The sequence below is a fragment of the Salinivibrio sp. YCSC6 genome (genome assembly GCF_004916735.1).
Classification (GTDB): Bacteria; Pseudomonadota; Gammaproteobacteria; order Enterobacterales; family Vibrionaceae; genus Salinivibrio; species Salinivibrio proteolyticus.
On record NZ_CP039517.1, the window covers coordinates 405,798 to 426,511 of the forward strand.

General features: G+C 49.6%; 16 protein-coding genes and 6 pseudogenes. 14 read left to right on the top strand and 8 right to left on the bottom strand.

Annotated elements, in window-relative coordinates; all coding sequences use genetic code 11:
- Positions 1 to 103: 103 nt before the first annotated feature.
- From E8E00_RS17510 to yddG, 3 genes and pseudogenes are all read left to right on the top strand, one after another.
- Positions 104 to 567: pseudogene (locus E8E00_RS17510) on the top strand (EAL domain-containing protein).
- A gap of 5 nt (positions 568 to 572) precedes the next feature.
- Positions 573 to 701, top strand: coding sequence for an EAL domain-containing protein (locus E8E00_RS17420; protein ID WP_168189244.1), 129 nt, complete (start codon positions 573 to 575; stop codon positions 699 to 701).
- A gap of 326 nt (positions 702 to 1,027) precedes the next feature.
- Entirely contained in the window at positions 1,028 to 1,735 is a 708-nt protein-coding gene (yddG, locus tag E8E00_RS15690) for an aromatic amino acid DMT transporter YddG (RefSeq protein ID WP_305794217.1), read from the top strand.
- A 67-nt stretch (positions 1,736 to 1,802) separates the two neighbouring features.
- On the opposite strand, the pseudogene E8E00_RS15695 reads toward yddG, so the two are convergent.
- The 5 genes and pseudogenes from E8E00_RS15695 to E8E00_RS17380 all read right to left on the bottom strand — a co-directional run.
- A pseudogene (locus E8E00_RS15695) lies at positions 1,803 to 2,563 on the bottom strand (ABC transporter ATP-binding protein); the annotation flags it as partial.
- Between the two features lie 157 nt (positions 2,564 to 2,720).
- Positions 2,721 to 3,514, bottom strand: a pseudogene (locus E8E00_RS15700) (iron chelate uptake ABC transporter family permease subunit).
- A pseudogene (locus tag E8E00_RS15705) lies at positions 3,507 to 4,419 on the bottom strand (ABC transporter permease). The pseudogenes E8E00_RS15700 and E8E00_RS15705 overlap by 8 nt, the downstream one beginning before the upstream one ends.
- Positions 4,420 to 4,522: 103 nt before the next feature.
- Entirely contained in the window at positions 4,523 to 4,942 is a 420-nt protein-coding gene (locus tag E8E00_RS17375) for an ABC transporter substrate-binding protein (RefSeq protein ID WP_240788874.1), read from the bottom strand.
- A complete protein-coding gene (locus E8E00_RS17380) occupies positions 4,908 to 5,438 on the bottom strand; it encodes an ABC transporter substrate-binding protein (RefSeq protein ID WP_240788875.1) in 531 nt (176 codons plus the stop codon). Before E8E00_RS17380 ends, E8E00_RS17375 begins: the two co-directional genes overlap by 35 nt.
- Positions 5,439 to 5,954: 516 nt before the next feature.
- On the opposite strand from E8E00_RS17380, the gene E8E00_RS15715 reads away from it, so the two are divergent.
- The 5 genes and pseudogenes from E8E00_RS15715 to E8E00_RS17185 all read left to right on the top strand — a co-directional run bounded on the left by E8E00_RS15715 (position 5,955) and on the right by E8E00_RS17185 (position 9,623).
- On the top strand, positions 5,955 to 6,125 hold the full coding sequence (locus E8E00_RS15715) for a XapX domain-containing protein (protein ID WP_069586728.1): 171 nt from the start codon (positions 5,955 to 5,957) through the stop codon (positions 6,123 to 6,125).
- 22 nt (positions 6,126 to 6,147) lie between these two features.
- Positions 6,148 to 6,857 (top strand): annotated as a pseudogene (gene deoD, locus E8E00_RS15720) (purine-nucleoside phosphorylase).
- Between the two features lie 18 nt (positions 6,858 to 6,875).
- Positions 6,876 to 8,339, top strand: a pseudogene (locus tag E8E00_RS15725) (lactate dehydrogenase).
- Between the two features lie 105 nt (positions 8,340 to 8,444).
- Entirely contained in the window at positions 8,445 to 9,047 is a 603-nt protein-coding gene (locus E8E00_RS15730) for a LysR family transcriptional regulator (protein WP_371414242.1), read from the top strand.
- 399 nt (positions 9,048 to 9,446) lie between these two features.
- On the top strand, positions 9,447 to 9,623 hold the full coding sequence (locus E8E00_RS17185; RefSeq protein WP_157893189.1) for a hypothetical protein: 177 nt from the start codon (positions 9,447 to 9,449) through the stop codon (positions 9,621 to 9,623).
- Between the two features lie 200 nt (positions 9,624 to 9,823).
- Here E8E00_RS17185 and nagZ read toward each other — a convergent pair whose 3' ends face one another.
- Positions 9,824 to 10,828, bottom strand: a complete 1,005-nt coding sequence (nagZ, locus tag E8E00_RS15735) for a beta-N-acetylhexosaminidase (RefSeq protein ID WP_096632020.1) — start codon at positions 10,826 to 10,828, stop codon at positions 9,824 to 9,826.
- Positions 10,829 to 11,142: 314 nt separating this feature from the next.
- Between nagZ and E8E00_RS15740 the strand changes: the two genes are divergently transcribed.
- Positions 11,143 to 12,255, top strand: a complete 1,113-nt coding sequence (locus tag E8E00_RS15740) for an anhydro-N-acetylmuramic acid kinase (protein WP_096632017.1) — start codon at positions 11,143 to 11,145, stop codon at positions 12,253 to 12,255.
- Positions 12,256 to 12,304: 49 nt separating this feature from the next.
- On the opposite strand, the gene E8E00_RS15745 is transcribed toward E8E00_RS15740, so the two are convergent.
- Positions 12,305 to 14,881 carry an EAL domain-containing protein gene (locus E8E00_RS15745; RefSeq protein WP_096632015.1) on the bottom strand — a complete coding sequence of 859 codons (2,577 nt, stop codon included), beginning with the start codon at positions 14,879 to 14,881 and terminating at the stop codon, positions 12,305 to 12,307.
- 283 nt (positions 14,882 to 15,164) lie between these two features.
- Between E8E00_RS15745 and E8E00_RS15750 the strand changes: the two genes are divergently transcribed.
- From E8E00_RS15750 to tkt, 3 genes are all read left to right on the top strand, one after another.
- Positions 15,165 to 16,181, top strand: a complete 1,017-nt coding sequence (locus E8E00_RS15750; RefSeq protein ID WP_371414243.1) for a sugar-binding transcriptional regulator — start codon at positions 15,165 to 15,167, stop codon at positions 16,179 to 16,181.
- 182 nt (positions 16,182 to 16,363) lie between these two features.
- The gene (tal, locus tag E8E00_RS15755; RefSeq protein WP_069586735.1) at positions 16,364 to 17,314 is read left to right on the top strand and encodes a transaldolase; all 951 of its coding nucleotides are present in this window, start codon (positions 16,364 to 16,366) and stop codon (positions 17,312 to 17,314) included.
- A gap of 83 nt (positions 17,315 to 17,397) precedes the next feature.
- Positions 17,398 to 19,392 (top strand): transketolase, encoded by a 1,995-nt coding sequence (gene tkt / locus E8E00_RS15760; protein WP_077640904.1) that lies wholly within the window; start codon positions 17,398 to 17,400, stop codon positions 19,390 to 19,392.
- Positions 19,393 to 19,483: 91 nt separating this feature from the next.
- Here tkt and E8E00_RS15765 read toward each other — a convergent pair whose 3' ends face one another.
- Entirely contained in the window at positions 19,484 to 19,672 is a 189-nt protein-coding gene (locus E8E00_RS15765; RefSeq protein ID WP_136588410.1) for a hypothetical protein, read from the bottom strand.
- 97 nt (positions 19,673 to 19,769) lie between these two features.
- Here E8E00_RS15765 and soxR point away from each other — a divergent pair, with 97 nt between their 5' ends.
- Both soxR and E8E00_RS15775 read left to right on the top strand, forming a co-directional pair.
- Positions 19,770 to 20,246 carry a redox-sensitive transcriptional activator SoxR gene (gene soxR, locus E8E00_RS15770; RefSeq protein ID WP_069586738.1) on the top strand — a complete coding sequence of 159 codons (477 nt, stop codon included), beginning with the start codon at positions 19,770 to 19,772 and terminating at the stop codon, positions 20,244 to 20,246.
- A gap of 205 nt (positions 20,247 to 20,451) precedes the next feature.
- Positions 20,452 to 20,664: a cold-shock protein gene (locus E8E00_RS15775; RefSeq protein ID WP_069586739.1), complete on the top strand. Its 213-nt coding sequence runs from the start codon at positions 20,452 to 20,454 to the stop codon at positions 20,662 to 20,664.
- Positions 20,665 to 20,714 lie beyond the last annotated feature (50 nt).

Sequence of the window (20,714 nt, forward strand, 5' to 3'; positions counted from 1 at the left end):
ATGGTCGGTAAAATCACCCCGCGTTGGCCGAAGACCGATTCACACTTTATGGTCAGCAAGTTGCTCCGGTTGAAGGGCCGACAGTCGAACACTGGTACGAGTTATTGGTCCGTATGGTGGACACCGATGGCAGCATTGTGAGCCCCGGAGAGTTTATTCCCGCGCAGAAGCTTTTGGTCATATCCGCGATATTGATGAGTGGGTGGCGAACTATGTCCTGACTACTCGCGCACAAGAGTTGGCAGACTCTGGACTAAGATTCAATATTAACCTGTCCGCCCATTCGATCAGTGACCCCAACTTCCAGGCCGACTCAAGCAATTGGTCGCCGAGTCCGTCTTCCCCGCCGATAGGCTATGTTTTTGAGATCACGGAATCGGCACTGATCAGCCACCTTAACTCTGCGATTTCTTTCGTTGACGAGCTACGTGCCTATGGCGCCCATGTGCGCTTGACGATTTCGGCTCAGGACTATGCTCCTTCCACTATCTCAAACTGTTTAATGTCGATGTGGTCAAAGTTGATGGTCAATTTGTGGCAAACTTGGCTGATAAGGAAATAAAATAGATCGCGTGATTATCGAATCCATCGTCAATATCTGTAATACCATGCAGTATAAAACCGTGGCTGAATGGGTCTCTGATGAAGAAAAACTCGCTTTGGTCAAAGACATTGGTATCGATTATGTTCAGGATTCTTAATCGATCATCCCACGCCACTCGATACATTACTTGCCAAAAAAGCATTGAAGAAACAAAAAGATGTTTGATGGGTTGCGTGATGCCGAAAAGATAGGCAATTTGAGCTTTTTTGCTTGGACTGCCTGTTATGAATCAATACACGCTTGCGGGGTGTGGAGCGATCCTGCTGTGGAGCAGCAATGTCGCCCTGATTCGCCACGTAACCGAACTGCTTGGCCCTTTGGGTGGCGCTGCTGCCATTTACTCTATCGCAGCGCTCTGCTTAGTACTTTTGTCGGACACCTAAACTCAGTGACTTTCCGCGTCGCTACCTGATTGTTGGCGGCGTGTTATTCGTGGTCTACGATTTATGCCTTTCGTTGTCGTTAGCGTGGGCCAATACGCGGACACAAGCGATCGAAATGGGCGTGATTAACTATTTGTGGCCATGTCTAACCGTTTTTTTTCCGTGCTCATCACGCGTCAAAAAGTCAGTCTTTGGCTTTACCCAGCTTGATGGTCGCCTTTTTAGGCGTCGTTTGGACCGTTGGTGGCAAACAGGGGGTGTCTTGGCAACATTTAGTCGCCAATATTCCTCTAATCCATTGAGCTACACACTAGCGTTCAGCGGTGCCATCATTTGGGCCATATACTGTAATCTGACTCGCATGAGTGCGCAGGGAAAAAATGGCATCACTTGGTTCTTTATCGCCACCGCCATCACACTCTGGATCGGCTTCGCGCTCTCCGACGCGCCAGCATTTTCCGCTGCTTGGTCAGACATCGGTTATGTCCTATTAGCCGGTGCGGCAATGGGGGGCGGTTACGGATTATGGAACCTTGGCATCCTTAAGGGCACTTGGTGTTTTTTGGCGACCTTGTCTTATTTCATTCCGATTTTATCGACATTTTTGTCCGCCATTCTTTTGTCGACCGAACTAACGCTCACCTTCTGGCAAGGCGTGGCGATGGTGACACTCGGCTCACTAGCCAGTTGGTGGCTGACTCGTGCACCAACCAGCCACAACACACCGAGTACCGCAAAATCGCACTAATCACACGGTAGTCTCCAGTCGCGTTCGTGACTGGAGACCGTTTACTGAGCCAGCGCCAACGCCGGTGTCGGGCGCCGTAATAAAGGCAAATACGTTGACCATTGATGTCTTTCACATCAAATTCAATCTCATAAATGCTTTCCATCACCGGCTTCGTTACCACCTCGTTCACCGAGCCACTGGCAACCACTTCACCGTTTTTCATCGCAACCATATTGTCGGCGTAACATGCGCTAAAGTTAATGTCATGCATCACCACCACCACGGCTTTATTATGGCGGTGCGCAAGTCACGCACCGTCTGCATAATGGCCACAGAGTGGCGAATATCGAGGTTATTTAACGGCTCATCCAAAAAGATGTAGTCGGTATTTTGCGCTACAACCATCGCAATGAAGGCCATCTGGCGCTGGCCCCCACTCAGCTCATCGATAAAGCGGTCTTGAAGCTCCTCCAAACCAAGCTGCGCGATGGCATCATCAATGATCCGATTATCGTCGCCACTTAAACGGCCTTTTGAGTGAGGAAAGCGACCAAACGCGACCAATTCACGAATGCGAAAGCGCATATTGATATTATTGGACTGGCGCAACACCGCAAGACGTTTCGCCAATGCTTCATTGCTCCACTCGGCCAACGGCTTTTCACCAATTAAAACCTGCCCCGCATCACTGTCAGTCAGTCGACTGGCCATCGATAACAAGGTACTTTTCCCTGCGCCATTGGGCCCTATGATTGCAGTCACTTTTCCCGGTGGAAACAGCACGCTGGCTTGGTCAACCACCTTGGTTTGCCCATAGGATTTAGAGAGTTCGATCAGTTCAATCATAATGGTTAAAACTTATTTTTAGTCAGCAGGTACAGGAAGTAACTCCCGCCAACAAAGTTGATAATGACACTGACAGTGGTTTCAAAACCAAACCACTGCTCGACAACAAACTGACCGGTTAGCAACAAGAACACGGCCAAAATGCTGGTAGCGATAATCAAAAGCGGTGCTGATAGCTGATGAACATTTGTCGCGCGAGGCTAACCACAATCAAGCCAAAGAACAGCACTGGGCCGACAAGCGCCGTTGATACTGCAATCATCACCGCGATAATCATCATCACTTTAAGAGTAAGATGGCGAATATCGACGCCAAGACTAATCGCGTTGTCTTCTCCTAGCCAGCACACGTCCAATTGATTGGCATAGCGATAAAGCGCGAGCAAGCACAATGCGAGCACCGGAACACACATGTACACCAAATCACGGTTCGCATTGTTAAAGCTTGCGAACATCGCATCTTGCAGCACCGCAAACTCACTCGGGTCGACCAGCAAGGTAAAAAACTGACTGATGCTGCCAAACACACTCCCAGCACGATACCAATCAAGAGTAAGGTGTAAATGTTCGCGCGTCGGCGTCGAAAATACAGCGTAAATAAAACCGTGGCGCTAATCGTCATTAAGATCACGCATACCACAAAATTTAAATACGGATTAATCAGCAATACGCTGGATGCGCCAAATACCACCAGCAAGGTTGTTTGCAACAACATGTACAAGCTATCGAAGCCAAGAATCGACGGTGTAAGAATGCGATTATTGGTAATGGTTTGGAACACTAACGATGACGCCGAAATAGCCACTGCTGCGAGGGCGATCGCCAATACTTTCGGGGTACGACGCGAGAGAAAATAGGCGTAGTTATCCGCTGTAAGGCCATGACCCAGAAAGTATCCAGCGACGGCCAACGTACCGAGGAAGACAAGAGAGAGTTTAACCACATCACGCATTGGCTTTATCCCTCATGACTAAATAAATAAAGACCGCGCCCCCAAGAATGGAAATGATCATTGCGATCGGCACTTCGTAAGGGAAAATCAACACTCGACCTAAAATGTCACAGCTCAACACCAGCACAACGCCCCAGAATGCAGTCCATGGCAGATTGCGTTTAATATTATCGCCCATAAATAAGGACACTACGTTGGGAACAATCAGGCCCAAGAAAGGGATGACCCCTACGATCATCACCACGGCCGAAGACAAAAGCGCCACGACCATCACGCCGAACAGCACCACTTTTGGTAGTCCAAGCCAATATTTTTAGCAAAGCTTTCGCCAATACTGGCGGCGCTGAATTGACTAGCATAGGCGTAAGCAATGGCACAAACAGGCACAGCGACAAACAGATTTCGTAGTTACCCGACAGCACGGACGAAAAGTTAGCGACCGTCCATGCCTGCAAGGTCTGAATCAGGTCGTATTTGTAAGCAAGAAACTGAGTGAGCGAAGACACCACGTTGCCGTACATGATGCCTATCAGCGGTACCAGCACCGTGTTTTTGAATTTGAGGCGCTGAAGAAAACGAACGAATAACCATGTGCCCGCCATGGCGGTCCCGACAATCATGGCCAAGTCCAACCACTGGCTCGCGCCGGCAAAGACCACCAGCGTCAACACATAACCCAGTAGCGCACAATCAATGGTGCCAGTAGTATCAGGCAAATCGGTTTGACAAATCTGCTGCATGATTAAGCCGGCAACACTGAGGCCGGCACCCGCCAAACAGATGGCCAATAATCGCGGAATTCGACTGGTGGTAAAAATGGTCCACGCTTGCGCATCGCCTGCGAGTAGATTTTCAATCGATACGTGCGCCACCCCTATCGAAATCGATAACAGCGCGAGAATCACGAGTACGGTATAGAAGGTATTTCACAACACAACTACCGTTGAGACGCTTACAATCACAAAGACCCGGGGAATGCCCGGTCAATATTAGCCAGTTATTTGGCGGTTAGAGAACGCGATTTACATCGTCGATCATCTTATCCATCGCTGTCATACCCGCCATGGTGATGTACCACGCCGTTGGGTCTAGATAGCTAATACGGTTGTTCTGATGGGCTGGCGTTTTGTTAACCAGTGGATTATCAAAGCGCGCTTTCGCTTTACCCACACCTTCCCCAATGGCTTGCTCACGATCTAGCACAAGAAGTACATCTGGGTTGGCATCGGCAATATACTCGAAAGAAATCAAGTTGCCATGAGAGCCGGCGACCTCGACATCGTCGCTTTTCGCAGGTTTTAGGCCGAGCTCATCAAACACCATACCAAAGCGGCTTTTCTCGCCGAACATTGCCACTTTGCTACCGTTGCTCATCACCATCAACGCATTAAAGTTATCCGCAGCGGCTTTTGTTACGTGTGCTAGCAATTTTGGCATCCATCTTTGCGATGATTGCTTCCACTTTGTCTTGTTTGTCGAAGACTTGACCTAGCATACGCCAGTTTTTCTGCACGCTCTGCCAGTATTGGTTGTAGTCTGCTTGGAACATAATCGTCGGGGCGATTTCTTCCAACTCTTTCATCAGGGAGGCCATACGTGCTTCAGCAATAATCAGGTCCGGCTTGGCCATGAAAATAGCCTCATAGTCCGGCTCTTTTACCGTACCCACGGCGACGTACTTTTCATCTTGGTACTTGTCCGCAAGATAGTCGGGCATCAGTGACTTGACCACACCCACAGGCTCAACACCAATACGATCTAACACGTCTAAGCTACCTTGGCCCAACACGACCACACGTTGTGGCACACCATCTATCTCGATTGTACCCATCGCATGCTCAATGGTTTTTGCCGCGACTTGGCTACCAAATAGTAAAGATGTCGTTAAGATAACAAGTTGAAAAATTGAACGAAAAGCTCGCATCGCTAGTTCCTCATCAAGGTTGATGGCAGCATGCTAGCGCAATTAAAAAACGAAGTCACGAATAGAAGTGAGAATCGTTCATATTTATAATTATATTGATATTGCGCAAGATAAGAGACATCAATCTGTGTTTGCTATCCGAGCAGCGATCAACAGCAAAAGTGACTCAGTGACGGCTGATGCCTACCTTGATCTGGCGCAAAAGAACTGTTTTTGTTTGCGCCACTATCCCCTCACACACCATCAAAAAGGCCTACGTGATCACACGCCATGCTCTGAATGACCAAAAAGCAAGCGATTGCATCGACACAATCAACATATTTGGTAACCATTAGGGGGTATTCGCGGTAATATGCAGATAGTTTGATCGGGATCGCGCGTTATTAGGGCGTTGTTACATACACTGAGTCCATCTCATCCGGCGCCAGAGCAAAGACAATAAAGACAGTTAGAACTGTCGCAAAATCGGCACCGACATGAGCTTGACTGCATCTAATAAGTTGTTTGAGGGTTACAATGAACGAGATTTTACTTGCGGTCGTCGCTGGTGCCATCGTTGGCTTTTTCTTCAGCGCGATCAAGCTACCACTGCCTGCTCCCCCAGTACTATCGGGGATCATGGGCATTGTTGGTATCTACCTTGGCGGCATGGCCTATCAGGCCGTGATCGAACGCTTTTTCTCTTAACTTAAGATAATTGGAGCACATTATGGCTACCCCACATATCAATGCCGCAGATGGCGCCTTTGCTGAAACCGTCCTGATGCCAGGTGATCCACTTCGTGCGCAATACATTGCCGAGAACTTCTTGGAAAACGCAGAGCGTGTCACTGACGTACGTAACATGTTTGGCTACACCGGTACCTATAAAGGGAAAAAAGTGTCAGTGATGGCCACGGTATGGGTATTCCATCTTGCTCAATCTACGTGCATGAGCTGATCAAAGACTACGGCGTGAAGAATATCATTCGCGTTGGTAGCTGTGGTGCTGTGAAAGACGATGTAAAACTGATGGATGTGATTGTTGCACAAGGTGCATCAACCGACTCTAAAGTGAACCGCACGCGTTTCGCGAACCACGATTTTGCTGCGATCTCTGACTTCCATCTGCTGGAAACGGCAGTAGGTGAAGCGCGCAAACAAAACGTTTCTGTTCGTGTGGGTAACGTCTTCTCTGCAGACTTGTTCTACAGCCCTGAAGCGGATCTGTTCAACACCATGGACAAGCTTGGCATCCTTGCGGTTGATATGGAAGCGGCCGGCATCTACGGTGTGGCCGCTGAACTGGGCGCGCGCGCACTGACCATTTTGACTGTGTCTGACCACATCATCCGTGGTGAAGCCTTGAGCTCAGACGAGCGTCAGAAATCATTTAACGAAATGATGACTGTATCGCTTGAAACAGCGATCAACCTGTAAGTGTTGATCGGAGGAAACGTGTCTAGCGGCAAACTGCCCCCAGCGGCCGGTGACTTGCAGCTGAACTTTTGTAAAACGCTCACTTGCCCAAATTTTGGGTCCACTGATGAGCAGCATTACTTGGTTCAGCACACCAATCCGGCACGCCCAACCTTGGTATGCCGCGAGTGTGGTGCGTTTCCTCCATTGCTCAACAATCACCAAGTGCATGCAGAGCTGATCACTCAGCGACAACTGCATGCCGATGGTTTATGCGCCTGCACCAACCCAGATTGCGAGCATCTGGGCAAACCCGTACTCACCCACCGAGCCTGCTACCATGCATTTGGCTACAGCGGTGATAAACAACGCTATCGCTGTAAAGGGTGTCAAAGCACCTTCGTCGATCGCTGGTCGGGGGTGAATAAAAAAAGTGAGCTACAGCAAAAGTTGTTGGCCTACCTGTTCACAGGCCACACGGTGCGAGAGATTTGTCGTCGTCTAACGCTGAACCCCAAGACCTTTTACGATCATCTCAACCATATTGCCGCTCGCTGTCGGCAAAAACTTGCGGCCTATGATACCCGCTTTTTAGGCGAAACCACCCAAGGCCACCTTGCTAGCGTACACGCACCTTTGCAGCCACACAGTCAAAATGGCGTACAATGGCTTGCCACGGGGGAAGCACATAGCGGTTATGTGTTGCTGCAAGACGTAAATTATCATTCGTACGATCACCCAGTGGTCAATGCGCAGCACGACCCCTATCAAGATCATTGTCGATTTATCGCCAGTGCGCCTGATGTCGACCGAAGCGAAACACTCGCGACGCCCGAGGGATTACTCGGTCGCGTGGATGCAAAATATCGCGCGGTTTTCGCCCGCTCGAATGTGGAAGACCCGTATACCCAACCACTGCATTTTATCTATCCCAACCGTGGCACCTTGATACGTCCACAGTACACAACCTATGCACACTACCTAAATCTCAAGCCCTTATTGGCGCATTGGCAAAACATTGTGGTGTTTTCACCGCAAGAGCCTTTGCTTCGCTCTGCCTGCTTATCCGTCTTTGAAGCTGACATTCGGGATAAACGCGTTAGTCACGTATACGTGAACAGGACGCATACTGGCAACCCGGCGCAGAGCCTGAGAAAATCGATATCGTATTACTCAGTTGGTGGCGCGATCGCTGGGCGTTTACGCGCAGTGGTGAAGGCACAAAAGCCATTTGCGATCATGGCCAAGCAAAAGGCAAAGAAGCGTACTGGTTAACCCATGCTAGCTGCGATGCATTGAAGAAGTATCAGCAACATTTTCATCAGCAATTTGCGCTGTTAGTCAATGAGCCTCGTCGACGCTTACGTCCGGCGGCCTGCTTCCCTGCTTGATATTTACCGCGCGTGGCACAACTTGTGTTGGCAAGACAAGCAGCACCAAACACCGGCTCAGCACCTTGGTTTGACCGACCGACCGCTAACATTGGCCGATCTGCTCCTTTAACCGCGGCTTCCTTTCCATTCCCTTGATAAATCACACGATGTGACTTGACGCGTATCACTTTTTGTTGCCTAAATAAGACTGTGGTTTCTTTACAGGGTGTTTTATTTGGATATTCAACTTCTTCGTACCTTTATTGAGGTCAGTAAAACACGTCATTTTGGCCACGCGGCCGATAACCTCTATTTGACGCAATCGGCAGTTAGTTTTCGAATTCGTCAGCTCGAAACCCAACTCGGTGCCCCTTTATTCATTCGTCAACGCGGGAATGTTCGGCTCACAAGTGCCGGAGAACGCATGCTGCCTTATGCGGAAACCTTGCTACAAACATGGCAACGTGCTCAGCAAGATGTCACCTTGACGCAAGCCGCCAACGAGCAGCTCACTATTGGAGCCTCCCCAACGCTTTGGGAACTAGAAGGGGTCAGTGACTGGATTAATCGTATATGTGCCAATCAACCTGATTGGGTGATCCGCGCTGAAGCTACGCCTCGACAAATGCTGGCGCGTCAATTGATTGAAAAGCGCATTGATGCAGGTCTGACGTCTGAATTACCCAAACTCGAAGGATTGCACTCCCATCAACCTCGGCGATTATCAATTGCAATTGGTCAGCCACCTGCCCGATGTGACCATGGCAGATATCCAAGACTTAGCGATCGTCTATTTGGATTGGGGAACCCGCTTTGCTGTCGAGCAAAGTCGTATTGAGGCATTGCAGCGTCCACCCGTCCTCCATACCCAATCGTGTCACCTTGCGCTTAATTATTTACTCACCCACGGCGGCGTTGCATTTCTACCGTCCTCTGGCTATTCGGCCATACATCGACCGTGGACAACTGCATCTGGTAGGCACCAGCCCAGCATTGGTTCATCAGCTTTATCTTGTCTGGTTAGATGGCAGCGATAAGTCACATTTAATCAATGAGTTTACAAAGCTCTACTGGCCAGCTTGTCCCTGAGTAAAAAAAACACGTTTGCAATGATAATTTCACTAGTCGGCGGTGAATTTTTGGGCTATCTTAACCCTTAAGGGTGACGCGCGCGTTGCCTGAATATCCGGCTGCAAACACAGCCACGTAAATACATTAGCGTTAGGAAAGCACCACCATGGCACAGTGGGATCAATGGTTAAAACATGGCTCTCAACACAAAGAGAAGTTCAAGTCCCGACACCACGACTATTTTGATGACGAGGCACCACGCGGTAAAAAAGGTAAGAAACGTCAACAGAACAAGTCGCGCCGTCAACAACACGATGATGGCTTTTTCGGAGATGACCGTTGACAAACAGTCGCTAGCCCCCAATCAGATTGCATGACACGTTGGCCACACCGCTCAACGGCAACAAAACGGGTTCAGGCACATAGCGAGATAGCACACGCACAGCTAAATAGAATATAAGTAAAAGGGCAACGTCTTCCGGCGTTGCCCTTTTGTGTACGGCAAGCCACAAAGGCTTTCAATGGCGTACTGAGTAATATGTATTACGCCGTTGCCGCCTCCCACTTGGCCTGATGAGCAGTAACCTGGGTTCTGGCAGACTTCCAACGCGTATCAAGCTGCAAATCTGTCCAATCAATCGTTTTTGCTACACGCAATTGGCTGGCCGCAGGGACATCTGTGATGGGCAAGGTATCGAGAACGGCAACCGCGCTATCTCGGTCATTACAGACCAACACCATATCACAGCCTGCTTCCAAGGCTGCGCAGGCGCGAGCCGGTGCATCGCCTAATACATGTGCCCCACCCATACTGAGATCATCAGAAAAAATCAGTCCTTTAAAGCCCAGCTGCTGGCGCAAGATATGGGTCAACCAGAACGCGGATGCACTGGCAGGCTGCCCATCATGATGCGGATACACCACATGAGCCGGCATCATGGCATCCAGTAAGCCTTCCTCGATGAACGCTTTGAAGATGGCGAAATCCGACGAGTGCAACATCTCACGCGGATCATGCGGCGTCACCAGATGAGAGTCTTCCTGTACCCCTCCGTGACCCGGAAAATGCTTGCCCGTACTTGCCATTCCCACCGCGCGCATGCCTTGGGTGAAGGCACGTGCATAACGAATAGCCTCCGCGGGATTGTCACCAAAAGCCCGATCTTTAATCGCTGCGCAAGCAAATCCTAAGTCCAACACTGGTGCAAAGCTTAAATCAATCCCATGCGCGATAAGCTCGGCGGCCATCAACCAGCCGGCTTGCTCGGCAACGCTGACATCCGCCTTAAGAGCCCCATAAGACTGTGCCGCTGGAATACGCGTGAATGGCGCTTTAAAACGCTGTACACGCCCCCCTTCTTGATCGACACCAATTAGAATATCGCGCCCCGCTGCTGCACGGATCTCTGCAGTGAGCGCCTGCAGTTGCTCACTATCATGATAATTGCGTGCAAACAGGATGACACCGCCCACACTGGGATGAGCTAAGATCTCTTTTTCCTCATTGTCGATACGCTCTGCGTGAACATCCAACCATACTGGCCCCATCATATCTCCTTCATCCCGTTGTCAGCCGACTGCCACGCCGGCACGTTATACTGGTGCCAAGGCCTTACGAGTACGTGACTTGCTTGGCAACTGAAAACCTTGTGACGTATTGATACCGTGCGTATGCCACGCTGGCAGCCACTATCACAACAGAATAATCAAGCACTTTGCCTAGATTCGCAATCTGTTTATACTCGTGCCATGGAAGGGATATTCAACTAAACAGCTCCCTATTAGGGGTCCCCTCATCTGTCCGCGCAGGGTGTTAATAACGCCCAGTGGTTGCGCAATTTGTGCATTGATAAGGAACACACATGCCTCAACCCGCAGCAGATATATACATCGGTGTGATGTCTGGCACCAGTTTAGATAACATTGATGTAGTGGCAGTACGCTTTACACAAGCTGGGCACGTTGAGCCCATTGCGCGCCACAGTGAGCCCATGCCGCAAGATATTAAAGCAACCGTGATTAGTTTAAGTCGCGGCCACCCTATAGCGATCACTGCGATTGGGCAGTTAGATCGCCGTCTCGGCGAGTGCTATGCCCATGCCATCAATACCTTGCTAGAAAACGCAAGCTTGCGCCCCAAGCATGTTGCTGCAATCGGTTGTCACGGACAGACCGTGTATCACCAACCCAGTGGTGATTATCCGTTTACCATGCAACTGGGTGATGCCAATGTGATCGCAGCGCGAACAGGCATTACCACGGTTGCCGACTTTCGCCGCAAAGATATGGCGTTTGGCGGCCAAGGCGCGCCACTCGTGCCCGCATTCCATAACGATTTATTTTCCGATGCCAAGCAACCGACCGCGGTGGTCAATATTGGCGGTATTGCCAATGTCTCCATGATATGTCCCGACCAACCCTTATGCGGTTACGACACGGGGCCGGGGAATATGCTGATGGATGCATGGATACAGCGTCACAAGCATCAGGCGTATGATAAAGATGGCGCATGGGCAGCCAGCTGCTCCGCCTACCAGCCATTGCTGCAGCGTTTGCTCTCAGACCCTTATTTTTCACGCCCCGCGCCAAAAAGCACTGGGCGAGAATACTTCAACCTTGACTGGCTGGATCGCCACTTACTGGCGTTTTCACTCTCCCCGTCACAGGTGCAAGCCACACTACTTGAACTGACGGCACAAAGCATTGCCATGGCGATACAGCCTCATGAGCAAGGTCGCGTGTTTATCTGTGGTGGCGGCGCACACAACCAAGCGTTGATGGCAGCACTGCAGGCGGCGCTACCTCAGTGGCATATTGCGCGTTCAGATGACGTGGGGATCAGTTGCGACGACATGGAAGCCATCGCGTTTGCATGGTTAGCCCGCCAAACCCTCTATAACCAGCCGGGCAATGTGCCCGCTGTCACCGGTGCTAGTCAAGCCTGCTGTCTGGGTGCCATTTATCTGCCCTTCTAGGAAGGGCATCAAGAAAATAGAAGAGTACAACTTTTCCCGTTGTATGGGGTTAGCCGGATGAGCTTAAGCGACCTTGCCGTAAAATCGTGACAGGTTGGACATTGTCCATACGCTGAACATACGCCTGATATTGATTGAACGGTAAGGGACGCGAGTAGTAAAAGCCTTGGCCAACGTCAACGCCATAGCGTCGCAATAGCGCTTCCGCTTCTTCACACTCCACCCCTTCAGCAACCACCATGACCCCAAGTGAGCGTGCCATATCCGTCGTCGCACGTACAATGCTTTGATGGCGACCACTTTGGGGTAAATTGCGTACAAAGCTACGGTCAATTTTCAACTCAGTAAATGGCAGCTGTGAGAGAAAATACAGCGATGAATAGCCGGTGCCGTAGTCATCAATCGACACCTCAATACCACTTGCCGACAGCTCACTGATCAAACGCTTCAGCCAATCGTAGTCTTCAACCATCACCGATTCGGTCAGTTCAAGAGAAACCAGATTCGTCGGAACATCGTATTGGCTTGCCAGATCAACCACTCGCGCCGCTAAGTTCGGGATATAAATATCGGACGCACTGATATTAATGGACAGGCGTCGACAGTGACCGCTAGCAATTAACTGTTGCTGCTGTTGGAAAGCACGTCGAATCACCCATAGGGTCAAGTTGTTGATAATACCCACATCTTCAGCCATGCGCACAAAAACATCGGGGGAAATCTGTCCAAAGCGTGGATGCATCCAGCGTGCGAGCACTTCAGAACCATGAATGGATCCTGTTCGTAAGTCAATTTGAGGCTGGTGATAGAGTTCCAGCCCATCGTTTTCAATTGCCTCACGCAGATCAGCCACTAACGAAACATGAAGCTCGTGATACTTGTGTTCATGGTTGTTAAAGTGAGTATATCCCCCGAGCACGGAACGGTGTTGCTGCAGTGCTTGCATGGCGCGGTTTATCAATAGGCTAGGGTGCGATCCATCAGACGGATAGTGACATACGCCGATTCGCGCATTGATATGGGTAATAAAAGACCCAATGGCAAGTTCACCGTTAAGCCCCTCAATGACGGAATCTAAAATATGGTTACATGTCTCTAAATCTGCCTCCTCAATCAAGAAGGTAAATACCCCCTCTTTGAGACATCCGAGTTGTTGGAAAGGGGTGTCTGATTCCGTATCAATCTGATAAATCTGCTCAACATCCAAGGCCTCTAGAACACGTTCAACAATGGTATTAATGTAAGTTTCGCGTGTATCTTCATCAAGGTAGGGCAATAGATTATTGTAGTTGTCAACGGTTACACAACATAGGTTGAAGCTGACATTACGAGCAATGAGATCATTGATCGCGATGTGAACCACATTGGTATTGGGCAAGCCGCTTAATTTATCATGCGTTAAGGCGTCCATGGCGTTCATTCGCTGGAACCGGAAACGCTCGGCTAAGGCAACCGAAAACAACATCATGGTGAGGCCCATGGAGAGCATCAATGCATAACGGCTCATTAAGGTGTATTCGCTGTAGCCGAGCAGCAGCGCATAAAACGCTAATCCACCCACCATTGCAGGTAGCCACGACAACCCAAATAACAGTAACCAGAATTTACCCGGTTGCCACTGCTTGATTAAAAAATAGATGACTAACCCGTAAATGGGCACTTGAGACAGCAACACTAACGACGCGGAAATATACGGTGGAGTGATAAATGTAAGCAGCGCCAAGCCAGCTAAAGCACCTGTCGCCATCAAGAACATGGAACGGACACGTTGGTAGTCGCGACTACGCTCAAAATCGAGGAAGAAGTAGGTAAACCACAGCGCAATGGTCAGCAAGCATACAGCGAATGCCAAAATATGGTTACTGACAAAAACTTGGGCCCAATCCGGTAAAAAATAGCGACTGAAACCATGATTGGCACTGATCACCACTGTCGCCATCAGTGTGTTCAACACATAAATCAAATACACACGCTGCCGGCTATACACATACACCCCAACACTATACAGGGTGACTAACAGCATAAAGGTGATAAAGCCGCCCCACAGAAGATGAATCGCTTTGGCGAGTTGATCGTACGCTTGATGTGACATCACCCATAACGGCATGGTTGGCATATCACTCGACGTCACTTTGATTAGCAACGTATTCGCTTTATCAGGCAGGAGCGTGACCGATACTGAGGCAGGGAGAGACATATTTGCTAATCGCGATTGAGTTACATCGCCTCCCTCATACTTAGTCACGATCTGATCGCCATCAACCAGGTGATACGCATCCAAGTAATCAATCGTCGTATTATCGGTCAGAATATGGAGATGACGCTCAGTTAACCCTTTATAGTCAAACTCCACTTGTATCCAAAAGGTCTGATATTCGAGCTTCCAAGGGATTGCTTCAGGGTTTTGTACAGTGGCAAACGGCGCATGCTCAATCACGTAATCGAGCGGTAACTCGTTAGTCTCGTCAATAAAGTAACGGTATTCCACATCGAGTAAGGGATCATTGAGCTGTGAGACACGGGTCAGGTTAGCGATGCCATAAAAAACAGACGCCACAAAGGCAACGGCGAGCGCAATAGTGGTCCAAATGAGTGCCTGTCGCGATTGCAGAGCCTGCATTTGCATCTTCACTCCAATTTTTATCGTGATTGACCCAGCAGACCAGTCCAACTCTGCCTAACTGTCATGGTTTTTCCGACACCGTGAATAACTTTCAAGGCGATCATTTGTAAACCTAGATAGATATGGCTAATTTTTCAAACACAGATCTCATCTTTGTTGCCTCGTTAACCCACAACAAGTGAACACTTAACTTATCTATGAACATTTGTTCATCGTAATGTTCGGCGCTATACTGCAATCAATTCCATTCAGGGTAGTCCCCAAGTAGTCAATGAGTACGCCGATAATGACGATGCCAACCACACCAGACGCGTTGCAAGAAGACACCGATTTATTGACTGAAATCGCCATTCTTTACTACCAACAAAGCGCCACACAAGAAGAGATCGCGCGTAAGTACAAAATAAGTCGTCCCAAGGTCAGTCGATTGCTGCGACGGGCACGAGAAGAAGGGATCGTCGAAATCACAGTAAAGTTTCACCCCGTTCATAGTGCGCAGCTTGAGCAACGTTTAATGGACAGGTTTAATTTAAAGCGCGCACTTATCTCTCTCGATCAACCCAGTGCCCAAGAGCAACGTATGCAGGTGGCGACACTCGTCTCAGCTTACTTGGATGCCAACCTGAACGACGGTATGGTGGTCGCGGTTGGTCAAGGACAAAATGTCGCGGCAGTCGCAGACCACCCAGGTGTGGTATCTCATCGTCAAGCACGCTTTGTCTGCGCCATTGGTGGTACACACCGCAGTGGAGATGCATTTAACGCTGACCATATTTGTCGACGTCTCGCCAAAAAGTTTGGTGGAAGCAGCGAAACCCTCTATGCCCCTGCCTACGTCGACAACGAAACCATTCAACAAGTCTTTGTTTCTCACCCCAACATCAGTGAAACCTTGAACCAAGCCAGAAAAGCAGAGTTTGCGCTGGTGGGAATTGGCGATATGGATGAAAATAGCCACATGGTAAAACTTGGCTGTTTTAGCGCTCGCGAATTTGTAGAAGCACGGGTTAACGATGGTATTGTCGGTGACATCGGCGGCTTTGATTTTTTCCGCATGGACGGTCAACCGACCGATAATCTGATGCGAGGCCGTGTAGTGGGTCTAGCTATGCCAGATTTGGCGCGCATTCCTAATGTGATTGCTATGGCAAGCGAGAGCCGCAAAGCGTTGTCCATCTTAGGTGCACTGCGTACAGGTGTCATTGACGTGTTAGCAACCAGTGCCAGTTGCGCCATGGCGCTATTGAATATGTCAGAGCCAGCACCGAACGAGAAGAAGATCACATTTCAACAGCCAGAGTAAACCACACACAAAGAAGTGAGATGTATCGCGGGTTTATTTCGCAATACAATTGACAATCGATGTGAAAAACACAAAGATCGTCACATCATTTGCTCAGGCGCGTTGCATCTGTTCATATTCAGAGCAGGCGCTAACCCGCAAATTTGGCGTCTGAGCCTATCACGCAGAAAAGGTGAGTGAAGATGAGCAACAAACTGGACCAACTCCGTGCCCTGACCACCGTTGTCGCTGACACTGGTGACATCGAAGCGATCAAAAAGTACCAACCACAAGATGCAACGACAAACCCGTCGCTGATCCTGAAAGCGGCGCAAATCAAAGAATATGCGCCGCTCATCGAAGAAGCGATTGCTTACGCCAAATCACACAGCAACGACGCTGATCAACAAGTGGCAGACACGTGTGACCGTCTTGCCGTCAATATCGGTAAAGAAATCCTCAATGCTATCCCTGGCCGTATTTCAACCGAAGTGGATGCACGCTTATCTTACGACACTGACGCCAGTGTGGCGAAAGCACGCAAACTGATCAGCATGTACAACGAGGCAGGGATCAGCAACGACCGTATCTTGATCAAACTCGCCTCAACGTGGGAAGGTATTCGCGCCGCAGAGATCCTAGAAAAAGAAGGGATCAACTGTAACCTGACGCTACTCTTCTCGTTCGCGCAAGCGCGCGCCTGTGCCGAAGCTGGTGTTTACTTGATCTCACCATTCGTTGGTCGCATCATGGACTGGTACAAAGCGAAAGAAGGCCGTGATTTCACACCAGCAGAAGACCCAGGTGTGAAATCCGTCACCACCATCTACAACTATTACAAGTCGCATGGCTACAATACTGTAGTCATGGGCGCAAGCTTCCGTAACACCGGCGAAATCTTGGAGCTGGCAGGCTGTGACCGTCTAACCATCAGCCCACAACTGCTGCAAGAGCTTAGTGACGCAGAAGGTGACGTGCCAGTGAAATTGCAAGACACTGGCGCCACAGAGCAGCGCCCAGCGCGTATGACCCATGCTGAGTTTATGTGGGAACATAACCAAGACGCGATGGCCGTTGAAAAACTGGCTGAAGGCATCCGCAATTTCGCGGTTGACCAAGGCAAGCTCGAAGCCATGATTCGCGAGCAACTGTGATTTAACACAATAAAAGCGGCTTAGGCCGCTTTTATGATTAACGTCGATACCGTATTCAACCTGTTCAATCTGTAGGTATACACATGGAACGCAAAATGCTAGCCAACGCCATTCGCGCCCTTGCGATGGACGGAGTTCAACAAGCTAACTCGGGACACCCAGGTGCCCCAATGGGTATGGCTGATATCGCCGAGGTTTTGTGGCGCGACCACATGAACCACAACCCACAAAACCCAGACTGGGCAAACCGCGATCGCTTTGTGCTATCAAACGGCCACGGCTCAATGCTGATTTATTCACTGCTGCACCTTACGGGTTATGACCTTGCCATTGACGATCTGAAGCAATTCCGTCAATTGCACTCAAAAACACCGGGTCACCCAGAGTACGGTTATGCCCCTGGCATCGAGACCACAACCGGTCCGCTTGGCCAAGGTATTACTAACGCCGTCGGTATGGCCGTGGCTGAGAAAGCACTGGCTGCTCAATTCAACCGTGACGGCCATGATATTGTCGATCATCACACTTACGCGTTCCTTGGTGATGGCTGCTTGATGGAAGGTATTTCTCACGAAGCCTGCTCGCTAGCCGGTACCTTGGGCTTAGGTAAATTGATTGCGTTTTGGGATGACAACGGCATCTCAATCGACGGTCACGTTGAAGGTTGGTTCTCTGACGATACGCCAAAACGTTTTGAATCTTATGGCTGGCAGGTTATCCCTGCGGTCGACGGCCACGATCCTGCTGCGATTCAAGCAGCTATCGAAGCGGCAAAAGCTGAAACCGGCAAACCAACGCTTATTTGTACCAAAACCACCATTGGTTACGGTTCGCCAAACAAGGCCGGTAGCCATGACTGCCACGGCGCACCACTGGGCGAAGACGAAATCAAAGCGGCACGCGAATTCCTTGGTTGGGAGCACGGTCCGTTTGAGATCCCACAAGATATTTATGCACAGTGGGATGCCAAAGAGGCCGGTGCGGCCAAAGAAGCAGCATGGAACGAAAAATTCGCTGCCTATCAGGCGCAGTATCCAGAACTCGCGGCGGAATTTACGCGTCGTATGAACGGTGACCTGCCTTCAAACTGGGATAGCGAAACCCAAAAGCTCATCAAAGACCTACAGGCTAACCCAGCGAAAATTGCCTCACGCAAAGCGTCGCAAAACGTACTAGAAGCCTTCGGCAAACTGCTACCTGAACTGCTCGGCGGTTCGGCGGATCTGGCGCCATCAAACCTCACCATGTGGTCTGGTTCAAAAGCTATTACCGCTGACGATGCCAGTGGTAACTACCTACACTACGGTGTACGTGAGTTCGGTATGACGGCCATCATTAACGGTATTGCGTTGCATGGCGGCTTTGTACCTTACGGCGCAACCTTCTTGATGTTCATGGAATACGCGCGTAACGCGATGCGTATGGCGGCCCTGATGAAGGTGCAAAACATTCAGGTTTATACCCACGATTCCATCGGCTTGGGCGAAGACGGTCCAACTCACCAGCCGGTCGAGCAAATGGCTAACCTGCGCCAGACACCAAACATGAGCACTTGGCGTCCATGTGATCAGGTAGAATCAGCCGTTGCTTGGAAGGCAGCTGTTGAGCGTAAAGACGGCCCGAGCGCGTTAATCTTCTCGCGTCAAGGCCTTGCCCAACAAGAGCGTGATGATGCACAGCTTGCTAACATTGCCAAAGGCGGCTACATCCTGAAAGATTGTGCGGGCAAGCCAGAGCTTATCTTAATTGCAACTGGCTCTGAAGTTGAGCTAGCCGTTGATGCGGCGGCACAACTGAGTGAGTCTGGCAAGCAAGTGCGTGTGGTTTCCATGCCAAGCACGGATCTGTTTGATAAGCAAGATGCAGCCTATCGCGAATCTGTATTGCCATCAGACGTGACAGCGCGTATCGCGATCGAAGCCGGCATTGCCGACTACTGGTACAAGTACGTGGGTCTAGACGGTCGTATCATTGGCATGACATCTTTTGGTGAATCAGCACCGGCTGGTGAGCTATTTAAGATGTTTGGTTTCACCGTTGAAAACGTTGTAGAAACCGCTAACGAACTACTCGCCTAGTTCCTTATAGCCAGCGATTAGCACGCTAACGCGCACAAAGGCCAGTCTTAGACTGGCCTTTTTTATGTCCTTTCGCCACGGTTCAGTAAAGTCAGTAAAGAAAGCGACTGGCTGATGGACGAGTATGATACGCAGACCTCACACCGAGATCGTGGCGAAGATATTCAGATAGCTGATCCATTGAACAAACGTTCAACATTTTATCGGCTCGCGTAATGCCAACCGTGATAGTGACAACCTTCATCATAGTGACGGTAAAACCTTGTTTCGTAATTGCCATCAGTGACTTTCCTCTCATTGTTTTTTCAACATACTCGCCATCATAAAACCTCAAGTTATATTGAGGTAAATGAAAATCACAGCAACGGGAGCAAAAAATGACCATGAGTGTCGGGCAAGTGGCTAAGCGTGCGGGGGTAAAGGTCTCTACCCTGCATTTTTACGAGCAAAAGGGGCTGATTGTGAGTCAACGCAACGCGGGTAACCAACGTCGTTACGACCGTGCAGTGCTGCGTCGCCTTGCCGTGATCAAAGCGGCGCAAAATGTTGGCCTGTCACTGGATGAGATTGGTAAAGCACTCAGCGAGCTTCCTTCACATCAAGCCCCCACTCAAGCGCAATGGCGTAAAATGGCAGAGCACTGGGATCAGACCCTGAATGATCAAATTGCGCGGCTTCAACAGCTACAGTCAAACCTCAGTGGCTGCATCGGCTGCGGCTGCCTCTCCATGAAATCATGTGCGCTCTATAATCCCAATGACGTGGTGGGCGAAGCCACGAAAGATGACAACGTGCTCAACCACCCAAAAAAAAATGTGTCTGATCTTTTAAAACACTGGGGACAAAATAAGTAATAAACGCTTTACATGAACTGGGATTGCTGTATGGTGGACACAGCTCTGGAACATGGAGCATCAATGATTCATCAAGTAAAAGTCGACATAAGCTACGCTATTATCAATATTATAGAGTTTCTAACGTTACCCACTTTCGCTTTTAGACATTTCATCGACTCCGTTCAAAGCTACCCTATTTATTTTAATTTAAGAGAGAATGATTATGTCTAATCAATCAACTGGTATCGTAAAGTGGTTTAACGAAGAGAAAGGTTTTGGTTTCATCACTCAAGACAGCGGCGAAAAAGACGTGTTTGTACACTTCCGCGCGATTGTTGGTGAAGGCTTTAAAACCCTTACCGAAGGCCAACGTGTAAACTTTACCGTTGAGCAAGGCCAAAAAGGCCCACAGGCATCTAACGTTTCTGTTGCATAAGAAACCTTGTCTGACTGATTGTAGGGCGCCGTTGGCGCCCTTTTTTGTGC